The sequence below is a fragment of the Bacillus sp. L75 genome, from assembly GCF_003676355.1.
Classification (GTDB): Bacteria; Bacillota; Bacilli; order Bacillales; family Bacillaceae; genus Bacillus; species Bacillus velezensis.
On the sequence record NZ_ML064912.1, the window covers coordinates 17,438 to 41,229 of the forward strand.

At 44.1% G+C, this 23,792-nt stretch carries 25 protein-coding genes; 18 read left to right on the forward strand and 7 right to left on the reverse strand.

Going from position 1 to position 23,792, the window contains the following annotated elements:
* Positions 1-225 precede the first annotated feature (225 nt).
* Both soj and D5S11_RS16025 read left to right on the forward strand, forming a co-directional pair.
* On the forward strand, positions 226-987 hold the full coding sequence (gene soj / locus D5S11_RS16020) for a sporulation initiation inhibitor protein Soj (protein WP_007409899.1): 762 nt from the start codon (positions 226-228) through the stop codon (positions 985-987).
* Positions 980-1,831, forward strand: coding sequence for a ParB/RepB/Spo0J family partition protein (locus D5S11_RS16025; protein WP_004392966.1), 852 nt, complete (start codon positions 980-982; stop codon positions 1,829-1,831). Before soj ends, D5S11_RS16025 begins: the two co-directional genes overlap by 8 nt.
* Before the next feature lie 29 nt (positions 1,832-1,860).
* Here D5S11_RS16025 and yyaC read toward each other — a convergent pair whose 3' ends face one another.
* Together yyaC and D5S11_RS16035 are read right to left on the reverse strand one after the other, a co-directional pair.
* The gene (gene yyaC / locus D5S11_RS16030) at positions 1,861-2,475 is read right to left on the reverse strand and encodes a spore protease YyaC (RefSeq protein WP_004392969.1); all 615 of its coding nucleotides are present in this window, start codon (positions 2,473-2,475) and stop codon (positions 1,861-1,863) included.
* Between the two features lie 174 nt (positions 2,476-2,649).
* Positions 2,650-3,153: a GNAT family N-acetyltransferase gene (locus D5S11_RS16035; RefSeq protein ID WP_020958120.1), complete on the reverse strand. Its 504-nt coding sequence runs from the start codon at positions 3,151-3,153 to the stop codon at positions 2,650-2,652.
* Between the two features lie 143 nt (positions 3,154-3,296).
* On the opposite strand from D5S11_RS16035, the gene D5S11_RS16040 reads away from it, so the two are divergent.
* From D5S11_RS16040 to D5S11_RS16095, 12 genes are all read left to right on the forward strand, one after another.
* A complete protein-coding gene (locus D5S11_RS16040; protein ID WP_088005468.1) occupies positions 3,297-4,322 on the forward strand; it encodes a YkvI family membrane protein in 1,026 nt (341 codons plus the stop codon).
* Between the two features lie 85 nt (positions 4,323-4,407).
* Positions 4,408-4,614: a DUF951 domain-containing protein gene (locus D5S11_RS16045; RefSeq protein WP_004392973.1), complete on the forward strand. Its 207-nt coding sequence runs from the start codon at positions 4,408-4,410 to the stop codon at positions 4,612-4,614.
* Positions 4,615-4,660: 46 nt separating this feature from the next.
* Positions 4,661-6,664, forward strand: a complete 2,004-nt coding sequence (locus D5S11_RS16050) for a molybdopterin-dependent oxidoreductase (protein WP_032868214.1) — start codon at positions 4,661-4,663, stop codon at positions 6,662-6,664.
* A 126-nt stretch (positions 6,665-6,790) separates the two neighbouring features.
* Positions 6,791-7,891 carry a redox-regulated ATPase YchF gene (ychF, locus tag D5S11_RS16055; protein WP_108725199.1) on the forward strand — a complete coding sequence of 367 codons (1,101 nt, stop codon included), beginning with the start codon at positions 6,791-6,793 and terminating at the stop codon, positions 7,889-7,891.
* Positions 7,892-8,002: 111 nt separating this feature from the next.
* Entirely contained in the window at positions 8,003-8,290 is a 288-nt protein-coding gene (gene rpsF / locus D5S11_RS16060; protein ID WP_004392977.1) for a 30S ribosomal protein S6, read from the forward strand.
* Between the two features lie 39 nt (positions 8,291-8,329).
* Entirely contained in the window at positions 8,330-8,848 is a 519-nt protein-coding gene (gene ssbA / locus D5S11_RS16065; protein WP_004392979.1) for a single-stranded DNA-binding protein SsbA, read from the forward strand.
* A 43-nt stretch (positions 8,849-8,891) separates the two neighbouring features.
* On the forward strand, positions 8,892-9,131 hold the full coding sequence (gene rpsR / locus D5S11_RS16070) for a 30S ribosomal protein S18 (RefSeq protein WP_004392983.1): 240 nt from the start codon (positions 8,892-8,894) through the stop codon (positions 9,129-9,131).
* 186 nt (positions 9,132-9,317) lie between these two features.
* A complete protein-coding gene (locus D5S11_RS16075) occupies positions 9,318-9,899 on the forward strand; it encodes a bifunctional transcriptional activator/DNA repair enzyme AdaA (RefSeq protein ID WP_020958118.1) in 582 nt (193 codons plus the stop codon).
* Positions 9,896-10,453, forward strand: a complete 558-nt coding sequence (locus D5S11_RS16080) for a methylated-DNA--[protein]-cysteine S-methyltransferase (protein ID WP_020958117.1) — start codon at positions 9,896-9,898, stop codon at positions 10,451-10,453. The genes D5S11_RS16075 and D5S11_RS16080 overlap by 4 nt, the downstream gene beginning before the upstream one ends.
* A complete protein-coding gene (gene xth, locus D5S11_RS16085) occupies positions 10,450-11,208 on the forward strand; it encodes an exodeoxyribonuclease III (RefSeq protein WP_020958116.1) in 759 nt (252 codons plus the stop codon). Before D5S11_RS16080 ends, xth begins: the two co-directional genes overlap by 4 nt.
* A gap of 62 nt (positions 11,209-11,270) precedes the next feature.
* Positions 11,271-12,215 (forward strand): LacI family DNA-binding transcriptional regulator, encoded by a 945-nt coding sequence (locus tag D5S11_RS16090; protein WP_007409892.1) that lies wholly within the window; start codon positions 11,271-11,273, stop codon positions 12,213-12,215.
* Positions 12,216-12,266: 51 nt separating this feature from the next.
* Positions 12,267-12,647, forward strand: coding sequence for a VOC family protein (locus tag D5S11_RS16095; RefSeq protein ID WP_025285587.1), 381 nt, complete (start codon positions 12,267-12,269; stop codon positions 12,645-12,647).
* Between the two features lie 32 nt (positions 12,648-12,679).
* On the opposite strand, the gene D5S11_RS16100 is transcribed toward D5S11_RS16095, so the two are convergent.
* On the reverse strand, positions 12,680-14,011 hold the full coding sequence (locus D5S11_RS16100; protein ID WP_007615061.1) for an MFS transporter: 1,332 nt from the start codon (positions 14,009-14,011) through the stop codon (positions 12,680-12,682).
* 214 nt (positions 14,012-14,225) lie between these two features.
* On the opposite strand from D5S11_RS16100, the gene D5S11_RS16105 reads away from it, so the two are divergent.
* On the forward strand, positions 14,226-15,122 hold the full coding sequence (locus D5S11_RS16105; RefSeq protein WP_108725200.1) for a CPBP family intramembrane glutamic endopeptidase: 897 nt from the start codon (positions 14,226-14,228) through the stop codon (positions 15,120-15,122).
* Here the strand turns inward: D5S11_RS16105 and D5S11_RS16110 are convergent.
* Positions 15,119-17,188 carry a thioredoxin domain-containing protein gene (locus D5S11_RS16110; protein ID WP_108725201.1) on the reverse strand — a complete coding sequence of 690 codons (2,070 nt, stop codon included), beginning with the start codon at positions 17,186-17,188 and terminating at the stop codon, positions 15,119-15,121. The genes D5S11_RS16105 and D5S11_RS16110 overlap by 4 nt on opposite strands.
* Positions 17,189-17,337: 149 nt before the next feature.
* The gene (locus tag D5S11_RS16115; RefSeq protein ID WP_061861073.1) at positions 17,338-18,249 is read right to left on the reverse strand and encodes a DMT family transporter; all 912 of its coding nucleotides are present in this window, start codon (positions 18,247-18,249) and stop codon (positions 17,338-17,340) included.
* A gap of 135 nt (positions 18,250-18,384) precedes the next feature.
* Between D5S11_RS16115 and D5S11_RS16120 the strand changes: the two genes are divergently transcribed.
* Complete coding sequence (locus D5S11_RS16120; protein ID WP_046702184.1) at positions 18,385-19,833, forward strand: aminotransferase-like domain-containing protein; 1,449 nt, start codon at positions 18,385-18,387, stop codon at positions 19,831-19,833.
* Positions 19,834-20,145: 312 nt separating this feature from the next.
* Here D5S11_RS16120 and D5S11_RS16125 read toward each other — a convergent pair whose 3' ends face one another.
* Complete coding sequence (locus D5S11_RS16125; protein WP_164833850.1) at positions 20,146-20,931, reverse strand: 3-hydroxybutyrate dehydrogenase; 786 nt, start codon at positions 20,929-20,931, stop codon at positions 20,146-20,148.
* A gap of 118 nt (positions 20,932-21,049) precedes the next feature.
* On the opposite strand from D5S11_RS16125, the gene D5S11_RS16130 reads away from it, so the two are divergent.
* A complete protein-coding gene (locus tag D5S11_RS16130) occupies positions 21,050-21,958 on the forward strand; it encodes a LysR family transcriptional regulator (protein WP_007409883.1) in 909 nt (302 codons plus the stop codon).
* A 104-nt stretch (positions 21,959-22,062) separates the two neighbouring features.
* Positions 22,063-22,464: a carboxymuconolactone decarboxylase family protein gene (locus tag D5S11_RS16135; protein ID WP_007409882.1), complete on the forward strand. Its 402-nt coding sequence runs from the start codon at positions 22,063-22,065 to the stop codon at positions 22,462-22,464.
* Between the two features lie 210 nt (positions 22,465-22,674).
* Here D5S11_RS16135 and D5S11_RS16140 read toward each other — a convergent pair whose 3' ends face one another.
* On the reverse strand, positions 22,675-23,541 hold the full coding sequence (locus D5S11_RS16140) for a DUF1259 domain-containing protein (RefSeq protein WP_061581219.1): 867 nt from the start codon (positions 23,539-23,541) through the stop codon (positions 22,675-22,677).
* Positions 23,542-23,792: the final 251 nt, after the last annotated feature.

A 23,792-nucleotide genomic window follows, 5' to 3' on the forward strand; every position in this document is an offset into this window, starting at 1 on the left:
GCACTATACATTATTTATGTAAAATTTTATCTTTTTGTGTCGTGAATTGTCTTTTTACAGTCAAAAAAGTCACTTTATCGGAGAACTTATATTAGAAAGTGTCTTTTTCGTTTACATTTTTTTCACTTGCTGATAAACAAATTATGAAAAAAATAAAACGCTTTACTCTTTTTTTGATAAGATAGAAACAAGACAGTACATGTTCATGTGAAGGTAGGTGACATCGTGGGAAAAATCATAGCAATTACGAACCAAAAAGGCGGAGTCGGGAAGACGACGACTTCTGTTAATCTGGGGGCTTGCTTGGCTTACATAGGTAAAAGGGTTCTTCTTGTTGATATTGATCCGCAGGGCAATGCAACGAGCGGATTAGGGATTGAAAAAGCCGATGTGGATCATTGTGTGTACGACATTTTAGTAGATGATGCAGATGTTACAGATATTATTAAACCGACTTCAGTAGAGAACTTAGATGTCATTCCGGCCACGATCCAGCTTGCGGGAGCGGAAATCGAATTGGTTCCGACGATCTCACGGGAGGTCAGGCTGAAAAGAGCATTAGAATCAGTGAAACAAAATTACGATTACATGATTATTGATTGTCCTCCGTCTCTCGGGTTATTAACGATTAATGCGCTTACCGCTTCAGATTCAGTCGTTATCCCGGTTCAGTGCGAATACTACGCTCTTGAAGGATTGAGTCAATTATTAAATACAGTTCGGCTTGTGCAAAAACATTTAAATACCGACTTAATGATAGAAGGAGTGCTTCTGACGATGCTTGATGCCAGAACGAATCTCGGCATTCAAGTGATAGAAGAGGTAAAGAAATACTTTAGAGATAAAGTGTATCAAACCATTATTCCTCGAAATGTCCGTTTAAGTGAGGCGCCGAGTCACGGCAAGCCGATCATATTATACGATCCGCGTTCGAGAGGTGCGGAAGTATATTTAGATTTAGCAAAGGAAGTGGCAGCGAATGGCTAAAGGCGGGCTCGGAAAAGGGATTAACGCGTTGTTTAATCAGGTTGATTTGTCTGAAGAGACAGTGGAAGAGATTAAAATCAGTGATTTGCGCCCCAATCCTTATCAGCCAAGAAAACAATTTGACGATGAGTCATTAGCTGAACTGAAGGAATCCATCATTCAGCATGGCATTCTTCAGCCCATTATCGTGAGAAAATCATTGAAGGGCTATGATATTGTAGCCGGCGAACGCCGTTATCGCGCCGCAAAACTTGCCGGTAAAGAGACAGTGCCGGCTATCGTGCGGGATTTATCTGAATCGCTGATGCGGGAAATCGCTCTTTTGGAAAACCTTCAGCGTGAAGACTTATCACCGCTTGAAGAAGCTCTGGCATATGACTCACTGCTGAAGCATTTGGATTTAACCCAGGAACAGCTCGCTAAACGGCTCGGAAAAAGCAGGCCTCATATTGCCAACCATTTAAGACTGCTGACGCTGCCGGAAAGCATCCAGAACCTCATTGCAGAAGGTACGTTATCCATGGGACACGGCAGAACCTTGCTTGGTTTGAAAAATAAAAACAAGCTTGAACCGCTTGTGAAGAAAGTGGTTGAAGAACAGCTGAACGTCCGTCAGCTTGAGCAGCTGATTCAGCAGTTAAACAACAATGTTCCACGTGAAACAAAGAAAAAAGAACCTGTCCAAGATGTGGTGTTAAAAGAGCGGGAATCGTATTTGCAAAATTACTTCGGAACAACAGTAAATATTAAGAGACAAAAGAAAAAAGGGAAGATTGAGATTGAGTTTTTCTCAAATGAAGATCTTGAACGTATCCTAGAACTATTGTCTGAAAGAGAAGCGTAAAAACCATCTTTTTAAAAAAAGATGGTTTTTTATATACGTCTTGTCAGCTTATGAAATGGACTGAGCCGTTCCTGCCGGCCTTCTGATTTATCTGTCAGCTGTAACCCCTCTGCTAAAACATTTGCCATGCTCATAACAAGATGAAGCCTCGTATTCTGCAGGACAAAATACTCCATAAACCCGCTGACATTGACGATTCCATTGATATGGACGTCACCGATTTCAGGAAGATCTTTTTGAACACCTGCTCCGGGCTTCAGCGGCCCATCGCCGATTTGAAATGACCCTACGCTTTTGACGCGGCCTAAACAAGCATCAACCGCTATAATAAACGGATTTTTATGTAGATGTTGAATATCTTTCAGCTTGTCTTTCATATTGACGGCGTGAACAGGATCTGACAGCGTGCCGTAAACGTGCAATCTGCCTAAATTCATTTTTTCTAACTTTGTTCCTACGAGCGGACCTAATGAATCTCCGGTCGACCGATCTGTGCCGATACACACGGTGACTAACGGTCTGCCGGCTGCTTTACGTAAAGATGAAGTAAGGATCGCTTGTATTTGATTCGCAGCAGAAGAATCCGTATGAGATACATATTGTTTTGCCCGTTCTTGAGAAAAAAGCCCGCCTTTTCGATTCATAAGGTTCACTTCCTTGTCATGTCATACGAGTATTACATTGTTGTTTTTGGTGATGTATGGTTGTTTACAGTATATCCAGCGCTGCCTTTTTTTATGCTTATGTCATGATCAGCATGCCGGTTGTTTGAAAAGAGCGGGATAGAAAAAAGAACCCAGAGCAGTTATTCTCTAAGTTCATGAAAGAAATAAGACCATTTGATCTACATCAACATATTGCTGATGATCTAATTTCAGCGCTCTTTTTTCTGTAGAGAAGAGGATAAATCCTAACTGAGCGTAGAGTTTTATTGCGGGTTCATTTGTTGAGGTAACAGAGAGATGGAGCTGTTCTGTGTCCTTCATCTTTTTTGCTCGGCTGATGGCTTCCGTCATTAACGCTTTTCCCGCGCCTGACCCTCGGTGTTTGGGGGAAATATACATAGAACCGATAACCGCAATGTGTCTTAGTTTAAACAGCGGATGCTTGGAGATCTTGAGGATTCCTATCAGTCTGTCTTTTTCAAAGGCGCCAAGCACGATGGCATTGTCGGCTTCAAGCCTGGCTTTAAATTTTTCGGACGGCCATTCTTTCTCCTCATCATAGCTGACGGCAAATGCGTCCGGGTGATCTTTTAAAGCTTTGAGCCTGATATCGGTATAAGGCTGGGTATCATTTGCGGTTAAACGCCTGATGTACATGGTTTGAGCTCCTTGCATAAGTGAATTTTTCTGAATAGTCAATCGTCGATATCATACCATATTTGTCCCATTTGTATGAATGATTGCCGCTGTCACTCAATATAGTAGCAATATGCGGAGATGATCAGAAATTTTATGAGGTGATGAGGGTGTGGAGAGCCGGGATGAAGTGGATGCTGCTCATATTAAGCAGCCAGATTGGGGCTGGGTATGCAAGCGGGCAGGAAATATGGCAGTTTTTCGGTGTCGAAAGCGGACTGGCTATTGTATTGTTTACAGTCATGTTTACGATTTCGGCTTATATTGTGTTGAAGATCAGCTATCGGGTTCAATCAACGCACTTTTTACCTGTGCTTGAGCATCTGATGGGGCCGGCTCTTGCTAAAGTCTATGATGTGCTTATTATGTTTTATTTGTTTTCAATGACGATGGTTATGATTGCCGGCGGCGGTGTGACGCTGCAAATGTACAAGCTGCCGTTTTGGATCGGTATTTTTCTTCTTTGCATTGTGACCGTCGGTTTATTCTTTTGGGATATAAAAGGAATATTATCTCTGAATAGTATTTTGATACCGATTCTTGTAGCGGGGCTGTTATATGCATTGGTCTTTTTTCAGACAACCCATCATTACACGTGGACGATAGATTTGACCCGCCAGTATAATTGGCCGGCAAGCATTACCTTCACGTCTTTAAACATCCTTTCTGTTGTCGCTGTTCTTTCTTCAATCGGGAAAGATATGAAGGGACTGGGAGAAGCGAAAATCGCAAGCGTTGCAAGCGGGCTGATTTTCGGTATGATTTCATTTGTTTACAATGAAACGCTTGTACAGCTTTCAGGCAGTCTTACACAATATGAGATTCCTCTTTTCGCTGTCCTTGAAGGCGCTCCTTATCCGTTATTTCTTTGTATGGCCGCCGTGCTTTTTTTAGCCATCTATACGACAACCGTGACCGGTCTGTTCGGGCTGTCCAGCCGCATGCTTGCATTTGTGAAATTGCCGAGATGGACGCTCGTATCTCTTCTTTTAGCTGTGATGGTGCCTTTTACGACAATCGGTTTTTCAGATTTGATCGCCATTTTATATCCCATTTACGGGCTTTTAAGTCTTTATTTGCTGGTATGTCTTCTTCTTTACCCTATTTTAGGGAGATGGAAAAAAGTATAATGCTCATTTTGAGTGCGGCCGTTGCTCTTATCCTGTTTTTTTTTGTACAATAAATAAAGCAGTCTATGGAGAGAGGTGAAGGGTCTTGGCGGATAAAGACTTTGGCCTGAATGATATTGTTGAAATGAAGAAACCGCATCCTTGCGGTGAAAACAGGTGGAAAATCATTCGGATGGGAATGGATATTCGGATTAAATGCACGGGTTGTTCCCACAGTGTCATGATTCCGAGAAGAGATTTTGAGAGAAAGCTGAAAAAAGTACTCGTCAAGCATGAGGAGCCTACATCATAAGGGCTGGCGCTCATGCTTTTTCATATAGAGGAGAGGAAGAGGCCCGATGAGCAAAGTGCATCAGTCAGCGTGCCCGCTGAATTGCTGGGACAGCTGCGGCTTTTTGGTGACAGTTGAGGATGGAAAGGTGACGAAAGTAGACGGAGACCCGAATCATCCCATTACGGAAGGGAAAATTTGCGGCCGTGGCAGAATGCTGGAGGCGAAAACGAATGCGCCGGAACGGCTTCGTTTTCCTTTAAAAAAGATAGACGGCGAATTTGTCCGCATTTCCTGGGAGCAGGCGTTAGATGAAATTGCTGAAAAAATGGCGGTGATTAAGGAGACGTTGGGCACTGCCGCAGTGCTGCACAGTCATGATTACGCCAATAACGGTCTTTTGAAGGCGCTCGACCAGCGTTTTTTCAATGGATACGGCGGTGTGACGGAGATTGCGGGCAGCATTTGCTGGGGTTCCGGCATTGAAGCGCAGCGCTGGGATTTCGGGCGTTCTTACGGGCATGGACCGCTTGATATTTATCACAGCAAGCATGTGATCGTATGGGGCAGAAACGTGTCCCGGACGAATATGCACCTCTATCATCATCTGCAGCAGGTGAAGAAAAAAGGAGCGACACTGACGGTCATTGATCCTATTTTTAACCCGACTGCCAAGCTTGCCGATCGGTATATATCCGTCAAACCCGGCATGGATGGATGGCTTGCGGCGGGTGTTTTAAAAATATTATGCCAAACCGGCAGAACCGATTCCGATTTCATTCAAAGGCATTCGGTCGGTTTTGAAGAAATAGAAAAGCTTCTGCAGACGATTTCTATTGAGGAGATCATTGAGAAAACAGAAACGTCTTTAGAAGTGCTTGAATATCTTGCTGATTTATATGCTGACGGTCCCGCCTCCACTTTTATGGGTCTTGGGATGCAGAGATATAAAAACGGGGGCGGGACGATACGGTGGATTGACGCTTTAGCTGCGGCGAGCGGAAATGTCGGTATCAAAGGCGGCGGCGCAAACTTCGGAAATGTGCAAGTCGGTGAAAGCTTTGCAAAGGCCGAGCTCACCCGGCCTGATCTGAAGAAAAGTTCGAGAACGTTTTCGATGATGACTCAAGCCGAAGAGGCGCTGAATGCAGCCGATCCGCCGATTGAGATGATCATCGTGACGTGCGGCAATCCGCTGACACAGGTGCCGAATACAAAAAAAGTGAAGGAAGCATTTGAAAAAACACCGGTCACAGTGGCCATTGATTCGGTCATGACCGATACGGCGAAGCTCTGTGACTATGTGCTGCCGACGGCCGTTGTTTTCGAAGAGGAAGATATTTATTATTCCAGCATGTATCATCACTATGTTCAATATGGCAAGAAGCTTGCGGAACCGCAGGGAGAGGCAAAATCAGACCGCTGGATCTGGACGGAACTCGCAAAGCGTCTCGGATTCGGGGAGCTCTTTGATTACAGTACGGAAGATTTCTTAAAAATGGGGCTCTCTTCTTTGGAGAAAGAAGGAATCACCCTTGAGCAATTAAAGGAAAAAGGACATATGCCGCTTCCGGTCAAACAGGTTCCGTGGAGTGATTTTCAATTTTTAACCCCGAGCGGAAAATTTGAATTCGTCTCGTCACTGGCAGAAGAGAAAGGATACAGCGGCCTCCCTCAATTGGAGGTGCCGGAGGAGTCTGTTTATCATGACGCCGGACTGGCCGGGAAATATCCGTATATGCTGCTGTCCATTCACCCGCAGCGCTCCAATCATTCACAGCACGTGCCGTTTATTGAAAAGCTTCAGCAGATTCAGGTGGACCTGTCGCCGGATATCGCCGAGGAGCTTTCACTTCAAGACGGAGATACGGCAGAGGTATACAATGACCGCGGCCGTCTGCGCGGCAGGGTGAAAATCATGAAGCAGGCTCACCCGAAGACGGTGAATATAGATGAAGGCATGTGGGCGGCATTCGGAGGCTCCGTCAACATGCTCACAAAGGATTCAAATTCCGATAATGGAATGGGAAGTACGCTTTTTGACTGTCTGGTAGCGGTTAAAAAAGGATAATCTAAGGAGAGAGAGGGCGGGAAATGCTTTTTTCTCAGCTTGTCTTTTCCTATGAACCTCCTTATAATTGCTCTAGGTTTACAATACGTTTATACGATGATGGTTTGATATAGAGGAGATGAAAGAATGGCTTTAACTGCTGGAATTGTCGGTTTGCCGAATGTCGGAAAATCGACGTTATTTAATGCAATTACCCAGGCTGGTGCCGAATCAGCCAACTACCCGTTCTGTACAATTGATCCGAACGTGGGAATCGTGGAAGTGCCGGATGAACGTCTGCAAAAGCTGACTGAATTGGTGAACCCGAAAAAAACGGTGCCGACTGCGTTTGAATTCACTGATATCGCGGGGATCGTAAAAGGCGCATCAAAAGGTGAAGGACTCGGAAATAAGTTTCTTTCTCATATCCGTCAGGTAGATGCGATCTGCCACGTTGTACGCGCATTCGCTGATGACAATATTACGCACGTGTCAGGGAAAGTCGATCCGATTGACGATATTGAAACGATCAATCTTGAATTGGTTCTTGCCGACATGGAGACAGTCGAAAAACGCATCACGCGTGTAAGCAAGCTTGCTAAGCAAAAAGACAAAGAAGCGGTTTTTGAATTTGACATTCTGTCTAAATTAAAAGAAGCTTTCGAACAAGAAAAGCCTGCCCGTTCCGTTGAATTTACGGAAGAACAGCAAAAGCTTGTGAAGCAGCTTCATTTGCTTACGTCAAAACCCGTGCTTTATGTAGCAAATGTAAGCGAGGATGAAGTGGCTGATCCTTCAGATAATGAATATGTTGCGAAAATCCGGGAGTACGCCGCGGGTGAAAACGCCGAAGTTATCGTCGTCTGCGCGAAAATTGAGTCTGAAATTGCTGAATTGGAAGGCGAAGAAAAACAAATGTTCCTTGAGGAGCTCGGCATCGAAGAATCAGGTCTTGATCAGCTGATTAAAGCGTCATACTCTCTTCTCGGCCTTGCGACATACTTTACGGCGGGCGAACAGGAAGTGCGCGCATGGACATTCAGAAAAGGCATGAAAGCTCCTGAGTGTGCGGGTATCATCCACACTGACTTTGAACGCGGCTTTATCCGCGCTGAAACGGTTGCTTATGAAGACCTTTTGGCAGGCGGCGGAATGTCCGGAGCGAAAGAAGCCGGAAAAGTGCGTCTGGAAGGTAAGGAATATGTAGTCCAAGACGGAGATGTCATTCATTTCCGATTTAATGTATAGGACACAGTTGTAAAGGGACAAGAGCTTTGGTATAATATAAACTTGTGAGTAATAGAATTATTGCTCCTTGCCCATTATAGGGCCGCTTAGACCAAAAGGAGGTGCAAACAGATGAAAAAGTACGAAGTTATGTACATTATCCGTCCGAACATTGACGAAGAGTCAAAGAAGGCAGTTATCGAGCGTTTCAACAACGTATTGACTTCTAACGGAGCGGAGATCACTGGAACAAAAGATTGGGGTAAACGTCGTCTTGCTTACGAAATCAACGATTTCCGTGACGGTTTCTACCAAATCTTAAACGTTCAGTCTGAAGCTGCAGCGGTTGCTGAATTCGACCGTTTAGCTAAGATCAGTGACGATATCATTCGCCACATCGTTGTTAAAGAAGAAGAATAAGCAATTTGAAATATATAATGTTAAAAGGTGGTCTTTCATATGCTTAACCGAGTTGTATTAGTCGGAAGACTGACAAAAGACCCAGAGCTTCGTTATACGCCAAGCGGTGCGGCTGTCGCCACGTTCACTCTTGCTGTGAATCGTACATTCACGAACCAGTCCGGAGAACGTGAAGCCGATTTCATTAATTGTGTCACTTGGAGAAGACAAGCCGAAAACGTTGCAAACTTTCTTAAAAAAGGAAGCCTTGCCGGCGTAGACGGCCGACTCCAGACAAGAAATTATGAAAACCAGCAGGGACAGCGTGTCTTCGTGACAGAAGTCCAAGCTGAAAGTGTTCAATTTCTTGAGCCTAAAAACAGCGGCGGTTCTGGATCAGGCGGATACAACGAAGGAAACAGCGGCGGAGGCCAATACTTTGGCGGAGGCCAAAATGATAATCCGTTCGGCGGAAATCAGAACAACCAGAGACGAAATCAAGGGAACAGCTTTAATGATGATCCATTTGCCAACGACGGCAAGCCGATTGACATCTCGGATGATGATCTTCCGTTCTAATAGATTATCGCTATATTCATAACGAGAAAGGTGGGAAATGACAATGGCAGGAGGACGCAGAGGCGGTCGTGCGAAACGCCGTAAGGTTTGTTACTTCACTTCTAACGGCATTACGCACATCGATTACAAAGATGTAGATCTTCTTAGAAAGTTTGTTTCTGAGCGTGGTAAAATTTTACCTCGCCGTGTAACTGGAACAAACGCGAAATACCAACGTAAATTGACTATCGCGATCAAACGCGCACGTCAAATGGCTTTACTTCCATACGTAACTGGCGAGTAAGCCGAAAAAAGAGCAAGAGCCTGCGGGCTCCTGCTCTTTTTTTATATCAGTCCTCCTCCATCCTGCCGAAATGTTTCACATGAAACATGGAAGTGCTTCTTACACCTTTGTTATCTTGCTCCTCTATTCAAATACGCGTACTTATGCAATGAATTTGTTTATACTGAAGAACAGGGGGTGGCTGAGATGGAGACAGACAGAAATATCCTGACTGATGAAAAGTGGAGCGCAATCATACATAATGATGCTTCTTATGACGGGGCATTTTATTATGCAGTAAAAACGACGGGGATTTTCTGCCGGCCTTCTTGTAAATCGAGAGTTCCGAATAAAGAAAACGTGCTGGTGTTTGATACGGCTGATGCAGCGCTCGAGAAACATTTTCGTCCCTGTAAAAGGTGCCGGCCGAACGGTCTTCGTCTTCCTGATGAAGAATGGATTGCTCAAATCATTGAATACATTGAACGCCATTATCACGAATCCCTGACTCTGAGTGTACTGGCCGAAATGTGTCACGGCAGCCCCTATCATTTACAGCGGACATTTAAAAAAATCAGGGGAATATCCCCGATTGCGTATATACAGAAAATAAGATTGTCGAAGGCGGAGCACCTTTTAAAGCATACTGATATGACAGTCATGGAGATCGCTCTGACTGTCGGAATTCCAAACACAGCGCATTTCGCGACCCTTTTTAAAAAGGGAACCGGGAGTTCGCCCACAGAATACAGAAAAACGGCCAAAATGGGACAGGGAGGTTCAATATGAGTAAAGAGCCTATGATCTATTGGACACTCTTCACACGGAATGATTGGAGCCTGTATACAGCCGCTACATCTAAGGGGCTTTGCTTTATAGGGTCAAATCATGGAAGCTTTGAAGAGCTTGAGCAGTGGGCAAAAAAATCACTGCCGCAATATCGATTGGCACGTGATGATGAAAAGCTGGCGCCTTACACGGCAGAGTTGTCCGAGTACATTGAAAATGGCAGATCAGCTTTTTCAGTGCCGGTGGATCTTTACGGAACAGAATTTCAGCTTGCTGTATGGAAAGCGCTTATGGACATACCGTACGGCGAGATATACTCCTATTCGGATATAGCAAAAATGATTCAGAAACCGGCAGCCGTAAGAGCCGTGGGCGCTGCGATTGGAAAAAATCCGGTATTGATTACGGTTCCGTGCCATCGCGTCATCGGAAAAAACGGGAAACTGACCGGATTCAGAGGCGGTTTAGAAATGAAAAAGCAGCTGCTGGCATTAGAGGGCGGAAACATTGAAACACTGGAATACCGGCTGAGCTGGACAGGAGGGATCACATGAAACTGATTTCTTGGAATGTAAACGGCTTGCGTGCCGTGATGAAAAAGATAGATATCAATACTTACGTTCAGGAAACGGAAGCTGATATTCTATGTCTGCAAGAAACAAAAGTACAGGACGGACAAGTATCATTACAGCCTGAAGGATATCACGCCTATTGGAACTATGCGGTGAAAAAAGGCTACTCAGGCACGGCTGTTTTTTCGAAAGAAAAGCCGCTGCACGTGCTCTATGGACTGGGGATTGACGACCATGATCAAGAAGGACGGGTGATCACGCTTGAATTTGAGCATGTGTTTGTCGTCAACTGTTATACGCCGAATGCCAAACGCGGATTAGAGCGAATTGATTACCGTCTTCAATGGGAAGCCGATTTTAAGGATTATCTGCAGAAGCTTGACCGGAAGAAGCCCGTGATCTTATGCGGCGATCTGAATGTCGCACACAGGGAGATAGACTTAAAAAATCCGAAAGCCAACCGGAAGAACGCCGGTTTCTCGGAGCAGGAGCGGGAAGCGTTCAGCGCCCTGCTGAACGCGGGATTTACCGACTCATTCCGCTATTTATATCCTGATCGGGAAGGCGCCTATTCCTGGTGGTCTTACAGGACGAACGCACGTGAGAAAAACATCGGTTGGCGGCTTGATTACGTCATTGTTTCAGACAGACTGAAGCAGCGGATCAGCCAAGCGGCCATTTGTGCCGATATCATGGGTTCTGACCATTGCCCTGTTGAAATGACAGTGGATTTATGATGAGATAGCAGTAAGAGAAATCCACTCTTGCTGCTTTTTTATCACTGAAAATGGAGGAGCACATGGCAAATATAAAAGAGATTGCGAAACTGGCGAATGTGTCGGTGGCCACCGTATCACGCGTATTAAACCGACACCCGTACGTATCTGAGGAGAAAAGGCGTCTTGTGAATCAAGTGATGAAGGAGCTGGATTATACCCCTAATCGAACCGCCATTGATCTGATTCGCGGAAAGACCAATACAATCGGCGTGATTTTGCCGTACAGTGACCATCCCTGCTTTGACAAAATTGTAAACGGTATCACGAAGGAAGCGTTTGCCCATGATTACGTGACAACCCTTCTCCCCACCAACTATGACCCCGCTATAGAGATGACATATTTCGAACTGCTGAAAATGAAAAAGATTGACGGACTGATTGTCACGTCCCGCGCGAATGAATGGGAGACCGCCGTGCCTTACCTGGAATACGGTCCCATTGTCGCTTGTGAATATACACAGCATCAAGAGATTCCCTGCGCTTATAATGACAGGCAGGCAGCATACAGAGAAAGCTTTTTGTATTTGAAAAACCGCGGGCATCAAGACGTTGCTTTTACATGTGTGCGGGAAGCGGAAAAAAGCCCGAGTACGGCCGACAAGGTAACCGCATATAAGGCGGTCTTCGGCTCTCTTGATGAAACTCGCATTCTGGTCGGATGCCATGATATGGACGACGGAAAGCGAGCGGGTGAGCACTTCTGGGGTTTCGACAAGGCGCCGACGGCCATCTATGCGCACAGTGATGACGTGGCTGCCGGCTTGTACCAGTTTGCGAAAGAACAGAAATGGGACGCGGAGATCATCGGCGAGGGAAATCTGAGCGTCAGCCGGGCATTGAATATTCCATCCCTGGAACTTCATTTGGAACGGGTCGGAAAGGAAGCATTTTTATTATTTTTTCACGAAGAAACGGCTAAAAAACAAATTATGCATCAATTTCAGCGGAAAAAAGTCTTGAGCTGAAATGGGTTTCATGCTTTATAAATAGATTGAGAAAAAAAGGGAGGCGGACATATGCGAATTGAACATGCAGCGATATGGGTGAAAGATTTGGAACGGATGAAAGAGTTTTATGAGACATACTTCGGCGCCAAGGCCAATGACCTTTATCATAATGAGAAAAAAGATTTCAAATCGTATTTTCTTTCATTTGACTCCGGATGCAGGCTGGAACTTATGAAAAAAGGCGGCATTGATGAAGCTCCGGCACAGAATATGACCGGATGGGCGCATCTCGCATTTTCTACAGGCAGCAAGGAGCGGGTGAATGAATTGACGGAAACGTTTAAAAACGATGGATTTCAGGTTGTAAGCGGCCCGCGCGTGACGGGTGACGGATATTATGAGAGCGTGATAGAGGATGGGGAAGGCAATTTGATAGAAATCACAGTGTAACAGTGCGGAGTGATTCCGCACTGTTTTTTTGATTAAATTTGCTGTGCATTTGTTTTCGGGCCGAAGAGGATTAACAAAACGGAACATAGAAGCCAGCAGCCGCCGATGAACAAAAAGACGCTGATGTAGCCGAGCTTAACGGCAATAAATCCGACGAGCAGGGAGCCGAATATGTTGGAAAAACGGCCGAGCCCGTATGCCAGCCCGCTCCCGGCCGAGCGATATTCCGTAGGATACGGCTCCGATGTGTAGGCGTATAAGTTTGAGGTGAAGATCCGTTCCGTGACGTTGACGACAAACCCAAACACAATAATCATGACGGGAATAAACGTCATGCCGTATAACAGTCCGGCAATGGCAGTCAGAAAGGCGCTTGCGGCCAGAATCCATTTCCTTTGGAACGTCTCGGATATCATGGAACCGAGCAATGCGCCAAGCGGTGCGCCGACAGAGTGAAGCACATTGTACCACAGCGTTTTTTCCATGGTGATCCCGTTGCTTTTCAGCAGGCTGGGCACCCATGAAGCAAAGCCGTAAAAGCCAAAGGTTTCAAGAATCCATACCGCTGACAGGATGATGGTGATCTTTAAATTCCTGCCCTGAAACAGCCCTAAGTAGCCTGCGTGCTTCACTGTATGTACTTCTGCCGCCTCTTTTGGCGCGGGAAGCGGGCCTTTTTCTTTCTCTGCACGTGCTTCAAGACGGTTCATAATGGCGTTTGCCTGATCATATGCGCCCCGATTTTCGTGCCAGCGCGGCGATTCCTCAAGCCGGCGGATAAAAAAGAAATAAATGAGACCGGCTGCCCCCCATACGAATACGAGCCGCCACCCCCATGAGCCTAAAGGAATGACAAAAGCGGAAACAACGTTTGTGACGGGAACGCCGATTAGTCCGATCATGGCGCAAAGGGAGATGTATTTTCCCCGTACGGAGGATGGAAAAAATTCCGCCAAATAGCTGTTCGTCACAATCATGGCGGCCGCGACGCCGAGACCGGTCAAGAATCGGAAAATCATTAAGGACGGAATGTCCCATGCCAGCGCATTCAGAAAAGATGAGATCGAAAAGACAAGGACAAAACAATTCAGCGCTTTTTTCCTGCCGATCCGATCGGACAGCCTTCCGCCGATGGACGCGCCTAAAAACATGCCCAGGAATGATGCGGCCGTGATGTCGGCAATGGTGGACAGCTTCACGCCCCAATGCTCAATCAGCGCCGGAGCCACGTTGCTGAGCGTAAACAGATCAGCGAGATCAAAAAAATAGATGATTCCGAGAGCGGTTAATACTTGATAATGCACACGTGAAATGGGGAGACGGTCTAATCGGTTCGCTACATTTGAGAATGTCTGATGTTTCATAAACAACCCCCTGACTTTGCAATTGTAATCAGAAAATACTGTGAATTTATCTGACGAATACATTATAAAGGTCTTTTTTTGGCAAAAACAGAGTGTAAATAACCAGAGCCAAAGGAAACGGCATAGCGCTTTCTTCTTAAAATATATAACATTTCCTATATCTGTTTCTGTTTATATTGTAAAATGTTGAAGGAAAGGAAGTTGATGCATAAATATGAATACGTTTGTACGGCCCGCAGAGGGAAAAAATAGTGTATCGAGATATCTCCTTTCTCTGTTGGTCATTGTGGGTTTGTTCTTTTTCGGAAGCATACTGACCGTGTTTTATATGTTTCTCACGTCCGCTTTCAATCCTTCACTGACGATAAATTGGGATGAGGGGGCATTAAGTGACCCGCTGGCGGATATTTATTTACAGCATATCGTCTATTTCATAGCGATTCCGGGCATTTGGATAGCGGTTCGTTTCATTATGAAACGGCGGTTTTTATCCATCATCACACCGAATCAGTCGCTGAACTGGAAGAGGATTTTCTTTGGATTCGGCACATATGTTGTGCTGATATTTGTCGCGGGGCTGATTGATTTTACAATTCATCCGGATCGTTTCATGCTTCAGGAATTCCATGCTTCACGTTTTCTGCTGCTGTTAGCGGCGGCCGTCTTGTTGGTGCCGATTCAAACCTCTGCGGAGGAATTTCTCTTTCGCGGTTTTCTGCTTCAGTTCGCCGGAAAATTGACGGCAAATGCGGTGGTTCTGACAGTCATTATCGGCGGATTATTCGGCGCACTTCATTTCGGGAATCCGGAGATGGAAAATGGAGCTCTCTGGGCGGGAATCGGATATGTCACCATCGGCATGATCTGGACCTTTATCACGATTAAAACGGGCAGTCTGGAGATGTCCCTTGGCGGTCACGCTGCCAATAATATGTTTTTATTTATCTTTCTCACAGAGGATCATTCGGTGTACGGCGGCATTCCGTCGATATTTACAACAGCAGCCGGCGGCTATGAAATATATGATTGCATATCGACTCTGGTGATCAATATCATCTTCGTATGGCTCGCGTTCCGTTTTGTGAAAAAAGAAAAGCAGCAGGCCGCCTAGGCTCTGCTGCTGATTTGTAAGGTGTTCATCGCTTCATCAATATCCGTCGTCGGCCTCCGGCAGGCGAAATTCTCACAAATGTAGACCGTTGTCTTCCCATCGATCATTTGATAACCCGCGGCAAAGTCAGAAATGCCGGCAAGCTCTTCCGGATGTTCTGCGGCGAGAATCGTATAGGCGGGAGTGAAATGCTCCTGAAGCGCCTCAATGAAACGTTTTCTGTCCGGGTCATCTTTCCTTCCGAAAACAACGATTTCTTTTTGGGGCATTGTATGTGCCAGTACGCTTTGCATGAAGAAAGCGTTGCTGCTCGGATAGGCCTCTATTTCCCGTTTGAACACGGAAAACATCGCTTCGGCTTTTTCAATCAGTGATATATCACCCGTCAGGCGGCCGAGACGAAGCAGCTGTACGGCAGCCGCGCTGTTTCCGGAAGGCACGGCTCCGTCATAAACCTCTTTTTCCCTGACAAGAAGGGTCTCAGCATCATTCCCCGTAAAGAAGAAACCTCCGTGCCGTTCATCCCAGAACAGCTCCAGCATGCTTGTACATAACGTTTTCGCTTTCTGCAGATAAGACGGATTAAAACCCGCTTCATACAGTTCAAGGTAAGCCCAGATGAGAAAAGCGTAATCATCGATAAACCCTTTGTTTTTCACTTCGCCCTCGCGATAGCGGACCATGACGCGCCCGTCCGGCATGAGGTGCCGTTCGAGAAAGCGGATCGCTGTTTCCGCCATGCTGAGAAAGTCAGGCTCGTGAAATACCTTTGCGGCTTTTGCCAGCCCGGCAATCATGAGCGCGTTCCATGAGGTCAGCACTTTGTCATCTGTATGCGGATAGCTTCTGTTTTCACGGGCCTCCAGCAATTTTGTTCTTGCCTCTTCAAGGCGTTCGGCCAGCTCATGTCCTGTGAGGCCGGTCTCTTCGAGGATGGCCTCACGCCGCGTAAAAATGAGGTGCGGGATGTTTTCGCCTTCAAAATTGCCTTGATCTGTGATGTTATACACCTTGCAGTAAAGCGGGCCGAGTTCATCACCGAGAAGGTTCATAATTTCTTTTTTGGACCATATGTAATATTTCCCCTCACGGCCTTCGGTATCAGCGTCTAAAGCTGAGAAAAAGCTGCCGTCTTCATGCATCATTTCCCGCTGAATAAACGTTACGATCTGCATCGCAATCTGTTTGTAGCGCTCATTACCCGTGACTTGGCAGGCTTCCGTATAGGCGGTCAGGAGAAGGGCGTTGTCATACAGCATTTTCTCAAAATGCGGCACGAGCCATTCATTATCAGTCGAGTAGCGGGCAAAGCCGAACCCGATGTGGTCAAAAATCCCGCCGTTCGCCATGCCGTCGAGTGTCTTGGTTACGCCGGCCAAAGCCTGTTCCTTGCCCGTATAGCTGTAGTAGCGAAGCAGAAACATGAGCATATGCGGCATCGGAAATTTTGGAGCCTGGCCGAACCCGCCGTACACTGTATCAAACCCGCCGGCCAGCTGGCGATACGTGTCATGAACAGCCTGTTCGCCAAGCATGCCCTCGGTCGGGTGAACCTTGACTTCAAGATGAGCGGCGGCGTTTTCGGCGATATCCTCGACATGCTGCCGGTCATTCGCAAACGTTTCGGACAGATGTTCAAGCACATCGATAAAGCCCGGACGGTTAAATTTGCTCGTCTTCGGAAAATATGTCCCCGCATAAAACGGCTTCTGATCTGGGGTGACGAACACGTTCAGCGGCCACCCGCCCTGCCCCGTCATCAGCTGGCAGATTCTCATATACACGGAATCCACATCAGGCCGCTCCTCACGATCAACCTTGATGGCTATGAATTTATCGTTTAACATACCGGCGATCTCTTCGTCCTCAAAGGATTCGTGGGCCATTACGTGACACCAGTGACACGTCGAATAGCCGATGCTGACAAGAACCGGCTTGTTTTCGCGTTTTGCTTTTTCGAAGGCTTCTTTTCCCCAAGGATGCCAGTTTACGGGGTTGTGGGCATGTTGGAGCAGATAGGGGGACTTCTCCGTGATTAAACTGTTGGGTTTGCTATTGTTTGGCATGGGCTCACCTGCTTTCTATTAATATTTGTATGTTTAACATACCACAATCCTCTAAAAAAATTCATACACTCAACTTTGTGAACCATACCCAAGTCATTAAAAAGGAGAACTGCTTATGACTCTATTTTCAGGGTTAAACTTCATCCACCTTATTGCTTTTTAGATAAGAAATAAGGATTTAAAATCTTTATCGTTTTATTTACTGTTAGATAGGTGAAACACACTCCGGCGACTGTAACCATCCCGCCTGTCAGTGCAATAAACGCAGGTACCTCACCTAACCACACCCAAGAAATGGCCAAGGCTACGGCTGGTGTTAAATAAAGTGAAATGGCTGCTTCTGAAGCACCGACGAGTGAAGTTACATACGCAAGTGCAAAGTAAGGCACAACCGTTGGTAATAAACCTAAGTAAACGATAGACAATGTTGAGTTCATTGAAGCGTTCAAAAACTCTTCCCCTAAGCCAGGCAGAAATACAAGCATAGGTATTGTCCCGCCCCAAATAGTGAATGTAACGAATGGAATAAATCCATATTTTTTTATATAGCGAGCTTGAAAAACGAAATAAATACTCTCCGAAAAAGCTGCCAGCAGGATTAACAAAATGCCGTTCACTGAATTTGTATAGTTTCCTGCCCCAAATGAAATGATCGACACACCCAATAAACTTATGATAGAGCCAATCCATTTATAAAGCCCAAAATGTTCACCAAAAAACAGACGAGATAACATGGCAGAAAAAATAGGTGTCATGGTCACGAGTAAGCTTGCTGTCCCTGCGCTAACTGTTTTTTCTCCGATATTCAGCAAAATGTGATATAGTGCAAAACCTAAAAATCCTAACGATAAAATAGCAGGGATATCCTTCATGTCAGGTAAACGCATATGAGTCAAAACAGCAAAAACCAACAGTGCCATTGACCCAATCAACAAGCGAAACAAAGCGAGGTGTTCCGGCGTGTAACTCTCCAAACCCGCTCGAATTCCCGGGAAAGCTGATGCCCACAACCCAATCATCAGACTGTAAGATATACCGATTCGAACTGTTTTCTTTTGCATCTTTCTCACTCCTCTTTACAAAAACCAACCAGTTATTTAATGTGTTTCTATATTAATAAAGATTTGATGATATGACTTCAACCAGTTAAATAGATTTTGACCCAACCACTTTAGTTTTTAAGGAGGATCCTTTTTATGAGCGCTCCAGAAGAAAAAAAGATGAAAAAGCTTCCTAAGTACATACAAATCATTCAATTTATAAAAGAGAAAATAGGAAATGGAGAATGGCCGATTGGAAGTAAGATTCCAAGCCAGCGCACGCTTGCTAAACACTTTGAGGTGAACAGGAGCACAGTCATTACAGCTTTAGAGGAATTGACGGCGGATGGATTAATCGAAGGCAGAATGGGCAAAGGGACAGTTGTTACGAACAATACATGGACACTTTTGGCTAAGAATTCCGCCCCCGATTGGGATCAGTATGTAATCTCCGGAATCCAGCAGCCAAGCCAAAAAATCGTTCAAGAGATCAATAAATCAGAATCAAATTCTGATCTTATACAGCTCAGTAAAGGAGAACTTTCACATGAGATTTTTCCTTTAGCTGTTATGAAAGAGATCATGGGAAAGGTATCTCAAAACATAGAGGCATTCGGATATGAGGAACCAAAAGGATATTTACCTTTGAGAGAGGCATTAAGCGGCTATTTAAGAACAATCGGCATTCAAGCGTCTCCTTCTTCCATTCTTATTGTTTCGGGCGCACTGCAAGCCTTGCAGCTTATATCAATGGGGCTTTTACAAAGGGGATCGACCGTATTTCTCGATCAGCCTTCCTATCTTTATTCATTACACGTATTTCAATCAGCCGGTATGAAGCTGACTGGAGTTCCTATGGATAATAATGGACTTTTGCCGGAACACATCCACATGGCAAGGGGGGAACGGGGGAGGTCTATCTTATATACAAATCCTTGTTTTCATAATCCGACAGGTATTTTAATGTCAAAAAAGAGACGAGAAGAAATCCTTGCGGCAAGTGAGAATGCACAGCTTCCCATTATTGAAGATGACATTTATCGTGAGTTATGGATAGATGAGATTCCTCCAGATCCTATTAAAACAATAGATAAAAATGGGCATGTGCTTTACATAGGCAGTTTATCGAAAACGTTAAGTCCGGGCTTGAGGATTGGATGGATCGTCGGTCCAGAACCAGTGATTGAACGTTTATCCGACATAAAAATGCAAACAGATTACGGCTCCAGTTCGTTATCTCAGAGAGTAGCGGCAGAGTGGTTTACATCCGGTGAATACCAGCAACATCTAGAACAGGTGAGAAGTCAATTAAAGGTGAGAAGGCAATTGGTCATGAGTCTCTTAGAAACCAATTTGAAGAATGTCGCTGCATGGAATATGCCGAAGGGAGGATTCTTTGTCTGGGTAAAAATATTGCCTTCACTATCTATGAAATTACTTTATACAAAAGCTTTGACAAAAGGGATACTTCTCAATCTCGGCAGTATCTATGCTCAAGAAAAAGGGAATTATATTCGCTTATCATATGCTTATGCATCTCTTGAAGACCTTCAAAAGGGAATTTATGAATTGGGTTTGATGATTAAGGAATTGGCAAGCAGATAAATATAATGATTACTAAAAGACAGGGACATGCTATCAATGACAAGAATCTGCTTGTTTTCGCGTTTCGCTTTTTCAAATGCTTCTTTTCCCCTCATGAAAACCAGTAAAAAAGCCGCCAACAAAGCGGCTTTTCTTAAGTTAAGATGCAAAATGTAAGAAAAAAATAATCTCTGCTCTCCTTGTTTTATTCAAACTTTAATTGTATGGCTATGTCTTTCCTAGAAGAACATCGGCTTGGTTTTTGAAGAGTAAATCATTTACAGAAATTCTTATATCTACAGATGAAGAATAGCGCTTTTTCTATTATTTAGATCATTGGGCCGTATAACCGCCGTCCATTACGACTGCCTGCCCTGTAACCCCTTTCGCTTTGTCACTGGCGAGGAATACTGCGTAATCAGCGATTTCTTGCACGGCTAACAAACGTTTTTGAGGAACCAAGGGGTAAATGACTTCTTCAAACACCTTTTCTTTAGAAATGCCTCTAGTCTCTGCAATATCGTTTAACTGGTTTTGCACCAATGGAGTGTCGATATATCCCGGGCACAAGGCGTTGACGGTAATTCCGTATTCCGCTCCTTCCAATGCTGATACTTTAGTTAAACCGATCAGACCGTGTTTGGCGCTGCAATAAGCCGCTTTCCCTGCAAAACCAATTAAACCATTTATGGAAGCCATATTGATGATGCGGCCAAATTTTTGTTTTTTCATCAAAGGGAATACTCTTTTTGTCGCACTAAAAGGAGCAGTAAGCATTAATTTCAGCATAAATTCAAACTTATCAGTCGGGAAGTTTTCTATATCCGACACATGCTGAATCCCCGCATTGTTTACCAGAATATCCAATCGTCCAAAGGTTTCAAGTGTCTTAGAGACACTTTTTTCTACTTGTTCTTCGTTTGTTACATCACAAACCGCAGAGAGGACATCGTATCCTTGTTCCGTAAGTTCCTCAGCTGCATGTTGCACGGCTTTTTCGTTCAAATCGGAAATCACAACTTTTGCGCCTTCTTTAGCGAATTCACGTGCAATTTCTAAACCAATTCCACTCGCCGCGCCTGTAACAAGAGCAACTTTACTTTCCAATAATTTACTCATAGTAACCCCTCCAGGATTCATTTTGGTCTCCTAAAAGTTTACACCCAGCAGTTGTATAAGTAAAATGAATAAAAAGAATATAATGTATTCGTTAAACTTATGGAATGGAGATCATACGATGGATATACGCCAAATCACTTACTTTCTTGAAGTTGCTAAATCCAACAGTTTTACTAAGGCATCAGAAAATTTGCATTTGTCACAGCCTGCCTTAAGTAAGATGGTGAAAAGTTTGGAAGAGGAATTAAAGGTTGAGCTCATTGATCGATCAGCTAGACAAATCGCTTTGACAGATGCAGGCGAAATTGTATTTGAGCAAGGCCAAATGATTATGAAGTCAATAGATGACTTGTCGACGAACTTATACGATCTTTTACATTTAAAAAAAGGAAAAGTGAAAATTGGAATACCGCCGCTTATCGGTGTCTTGTTTTTTCCTAAAATCATTAGAGGATTTAAACAATTGTATCCTGATGTGAACATCAAGCTGATAGAACATGGGGGAAACAAGGTGAAACAGGAGGTTGAAGATGGGGTACTGGATCTTGGCGTGGTTATTGAACCAGTGGACGAAGAGCAGTTTGATATCATTCCATTGCTTAATGAAGAACTGATGCTCTTCGTTCATTCCGCTCACCCGCTTGTTCATAAAGAGATTGTGGAAATGCAAGACTTGAAAAATGAACCTTTCATCCTGTTTAGTGAAGACTTTTCTCTTCACGATCGGATTATTCAAGAGTGTATTAGAGCCGGTTTTCGTCCAAATATCGTTTATGAAAGTTCTCAATGGGATTTTATCAGCGAAATGATTGGAGAAGAACTAGGTATTTCCATTTTTCCTCAGTCTATAGTGAAAAAGACTGATCAAAGTTTAGTTAAGGCAATTTCTATTGTCAATCCATCCATTCCTTGGAAAGTGGCGATTATTTTAAAAAAAGGCAAATATGTTTCACACGCAGTACGCGAATTTATCCGGTATATTTCATTTTTTTGTAAGAGTAATTACGCAGATCAAGATAACTCATGAAAAAAATGAATGATTTTTATAGTTTTTATGTATTTTACGGTTAGAGAGGGCTGCGATATATTATCTTATGTCAGAAAATAAGTACTTTTCAGGAGGAAATTCAAATGGATCAAAGCCGTTACCAACAAGGTTTAGACAAATTAATGGAGTACACTTTAACAAGCGATGATAAAATCTCTACGCATTTAAAGATTTCTGAAGACTTGAAAGATATCGCCCCAGATGTAAGTAAGTACATGATAGAATTTGCTTATGGAGATATATATTCACGACCGGGATTAACCAATCAACAACGTGCGCTTGTTACCATTTCATCCCTTGTAACGCAAGGAACCGAGCCGCAGCTTGAACTTCATATCAATACAGGGCTTACATCCGGATTAACACCGACTGAGATTGTAGAGAGTATCACCCAATTGGTTCCTTATACAGGATTCCCGCGTGTACTTAATGCTCTTTCAGTGGCTAAGAAGGTGTTTGCACAACGACATGTAGAAAACCATTGAGAAATAAAGAGCTTGTATGGAATGCGGGTTGAATTAGTATAAACTCATCAATAGAATATACACAAAACGACAGCCTATAAGGCTGTTTTTTAATAGTCTCGCTTATCATAAAAAAGTCTGTGCCAGGCCTATATATGGTCTCTTTTTTGTTTTCGGTTGATCATATGTAAAAGCGATTATATTAATCGCTTTTTGATACTTCGAAACATGCTAAGCTTTGACCTCTTTATCAGTAAGCACTTTTAAAGCATCTCTCACTTTTAAGGCGAAGTTGACAGGTTTATCAATCGCTTCGAAATGAATATACATCAGTCTCGGTTTATCAAACAGCCAGTGATTGTGAAGTGACGTTACAATCAGATCATGTTTCCGAAGAACGCTGATAAATGGATTGATTTCTTTTTGCAGAATGACAGTTTCTCCGCTGCAAAGAGCACGGCCGTCTTTTGTCATTGATTCAAATGAAAACATTTGCGGAATGAGCAAGAATGATCTTCCGGGCCGTCCCAGTACTACTGGTTTTATATTCGTTCGTGATCTCATTACTGTACAAATTCCATTTTCAAACGTATGCATGGTTCCGCCTAGAATATCGTTGAACTCGTCACAAAGACCATGCCGTTCAATCATTTCCCCGTCAGTTTTTGGTACCGCACGCACAGTTTTAGTAGTTAAAACCCTCAGGGCCTCTCTCACTTTTCTTGCAAAAGTGAGAGGTTTATCAATTGATTCAAAATGCATAAACATCAGACGCGGTTTATCAAACAGCCAATGGTTATGAACGGCAGTTACGATGATACCGAATTTGCGCAGCTCACTCATTAACGGGTTCACTTCTTCTTGCAGTAAAACAGTCTCACCTAAACATAAAGCTCTGCCTTCCCGATCCATGCTTTCAAATGAAAAGGCCTGAGGAATAAAAGGAAATGCCTCGGCTCTTCTTCCGAGTACCACCGGATGAATGTTGCTTCGAAATCTTGTCGCCGTACATACGCCATTTACGACACTGGGCGTTGAATTAAGAATTCTAGCAAATTCTTTGCAGAGCCGTGATGGCTCCATACTCGTTTCTTCCACTTCATATCTCCTCCTGGAATCTATTTATAACGTACGTAGTATTAAAGATATGTGAAGATAGAAAAAATGTAACGCGTCAGCAGTCCATATTAGAGAGAATCAGTCTTTCTTGTATAATTTGAGATTTTCTTCCCTTTTTACAATCTCTTTAACTGTTAATTTTTAATAGATTAAAAGCTTAAATTGGTAGTTTTATTCCAGCTTTGATTTTTTTGTGGCGGTCATTTGTGACAAGCACCGGCTGAGCACAC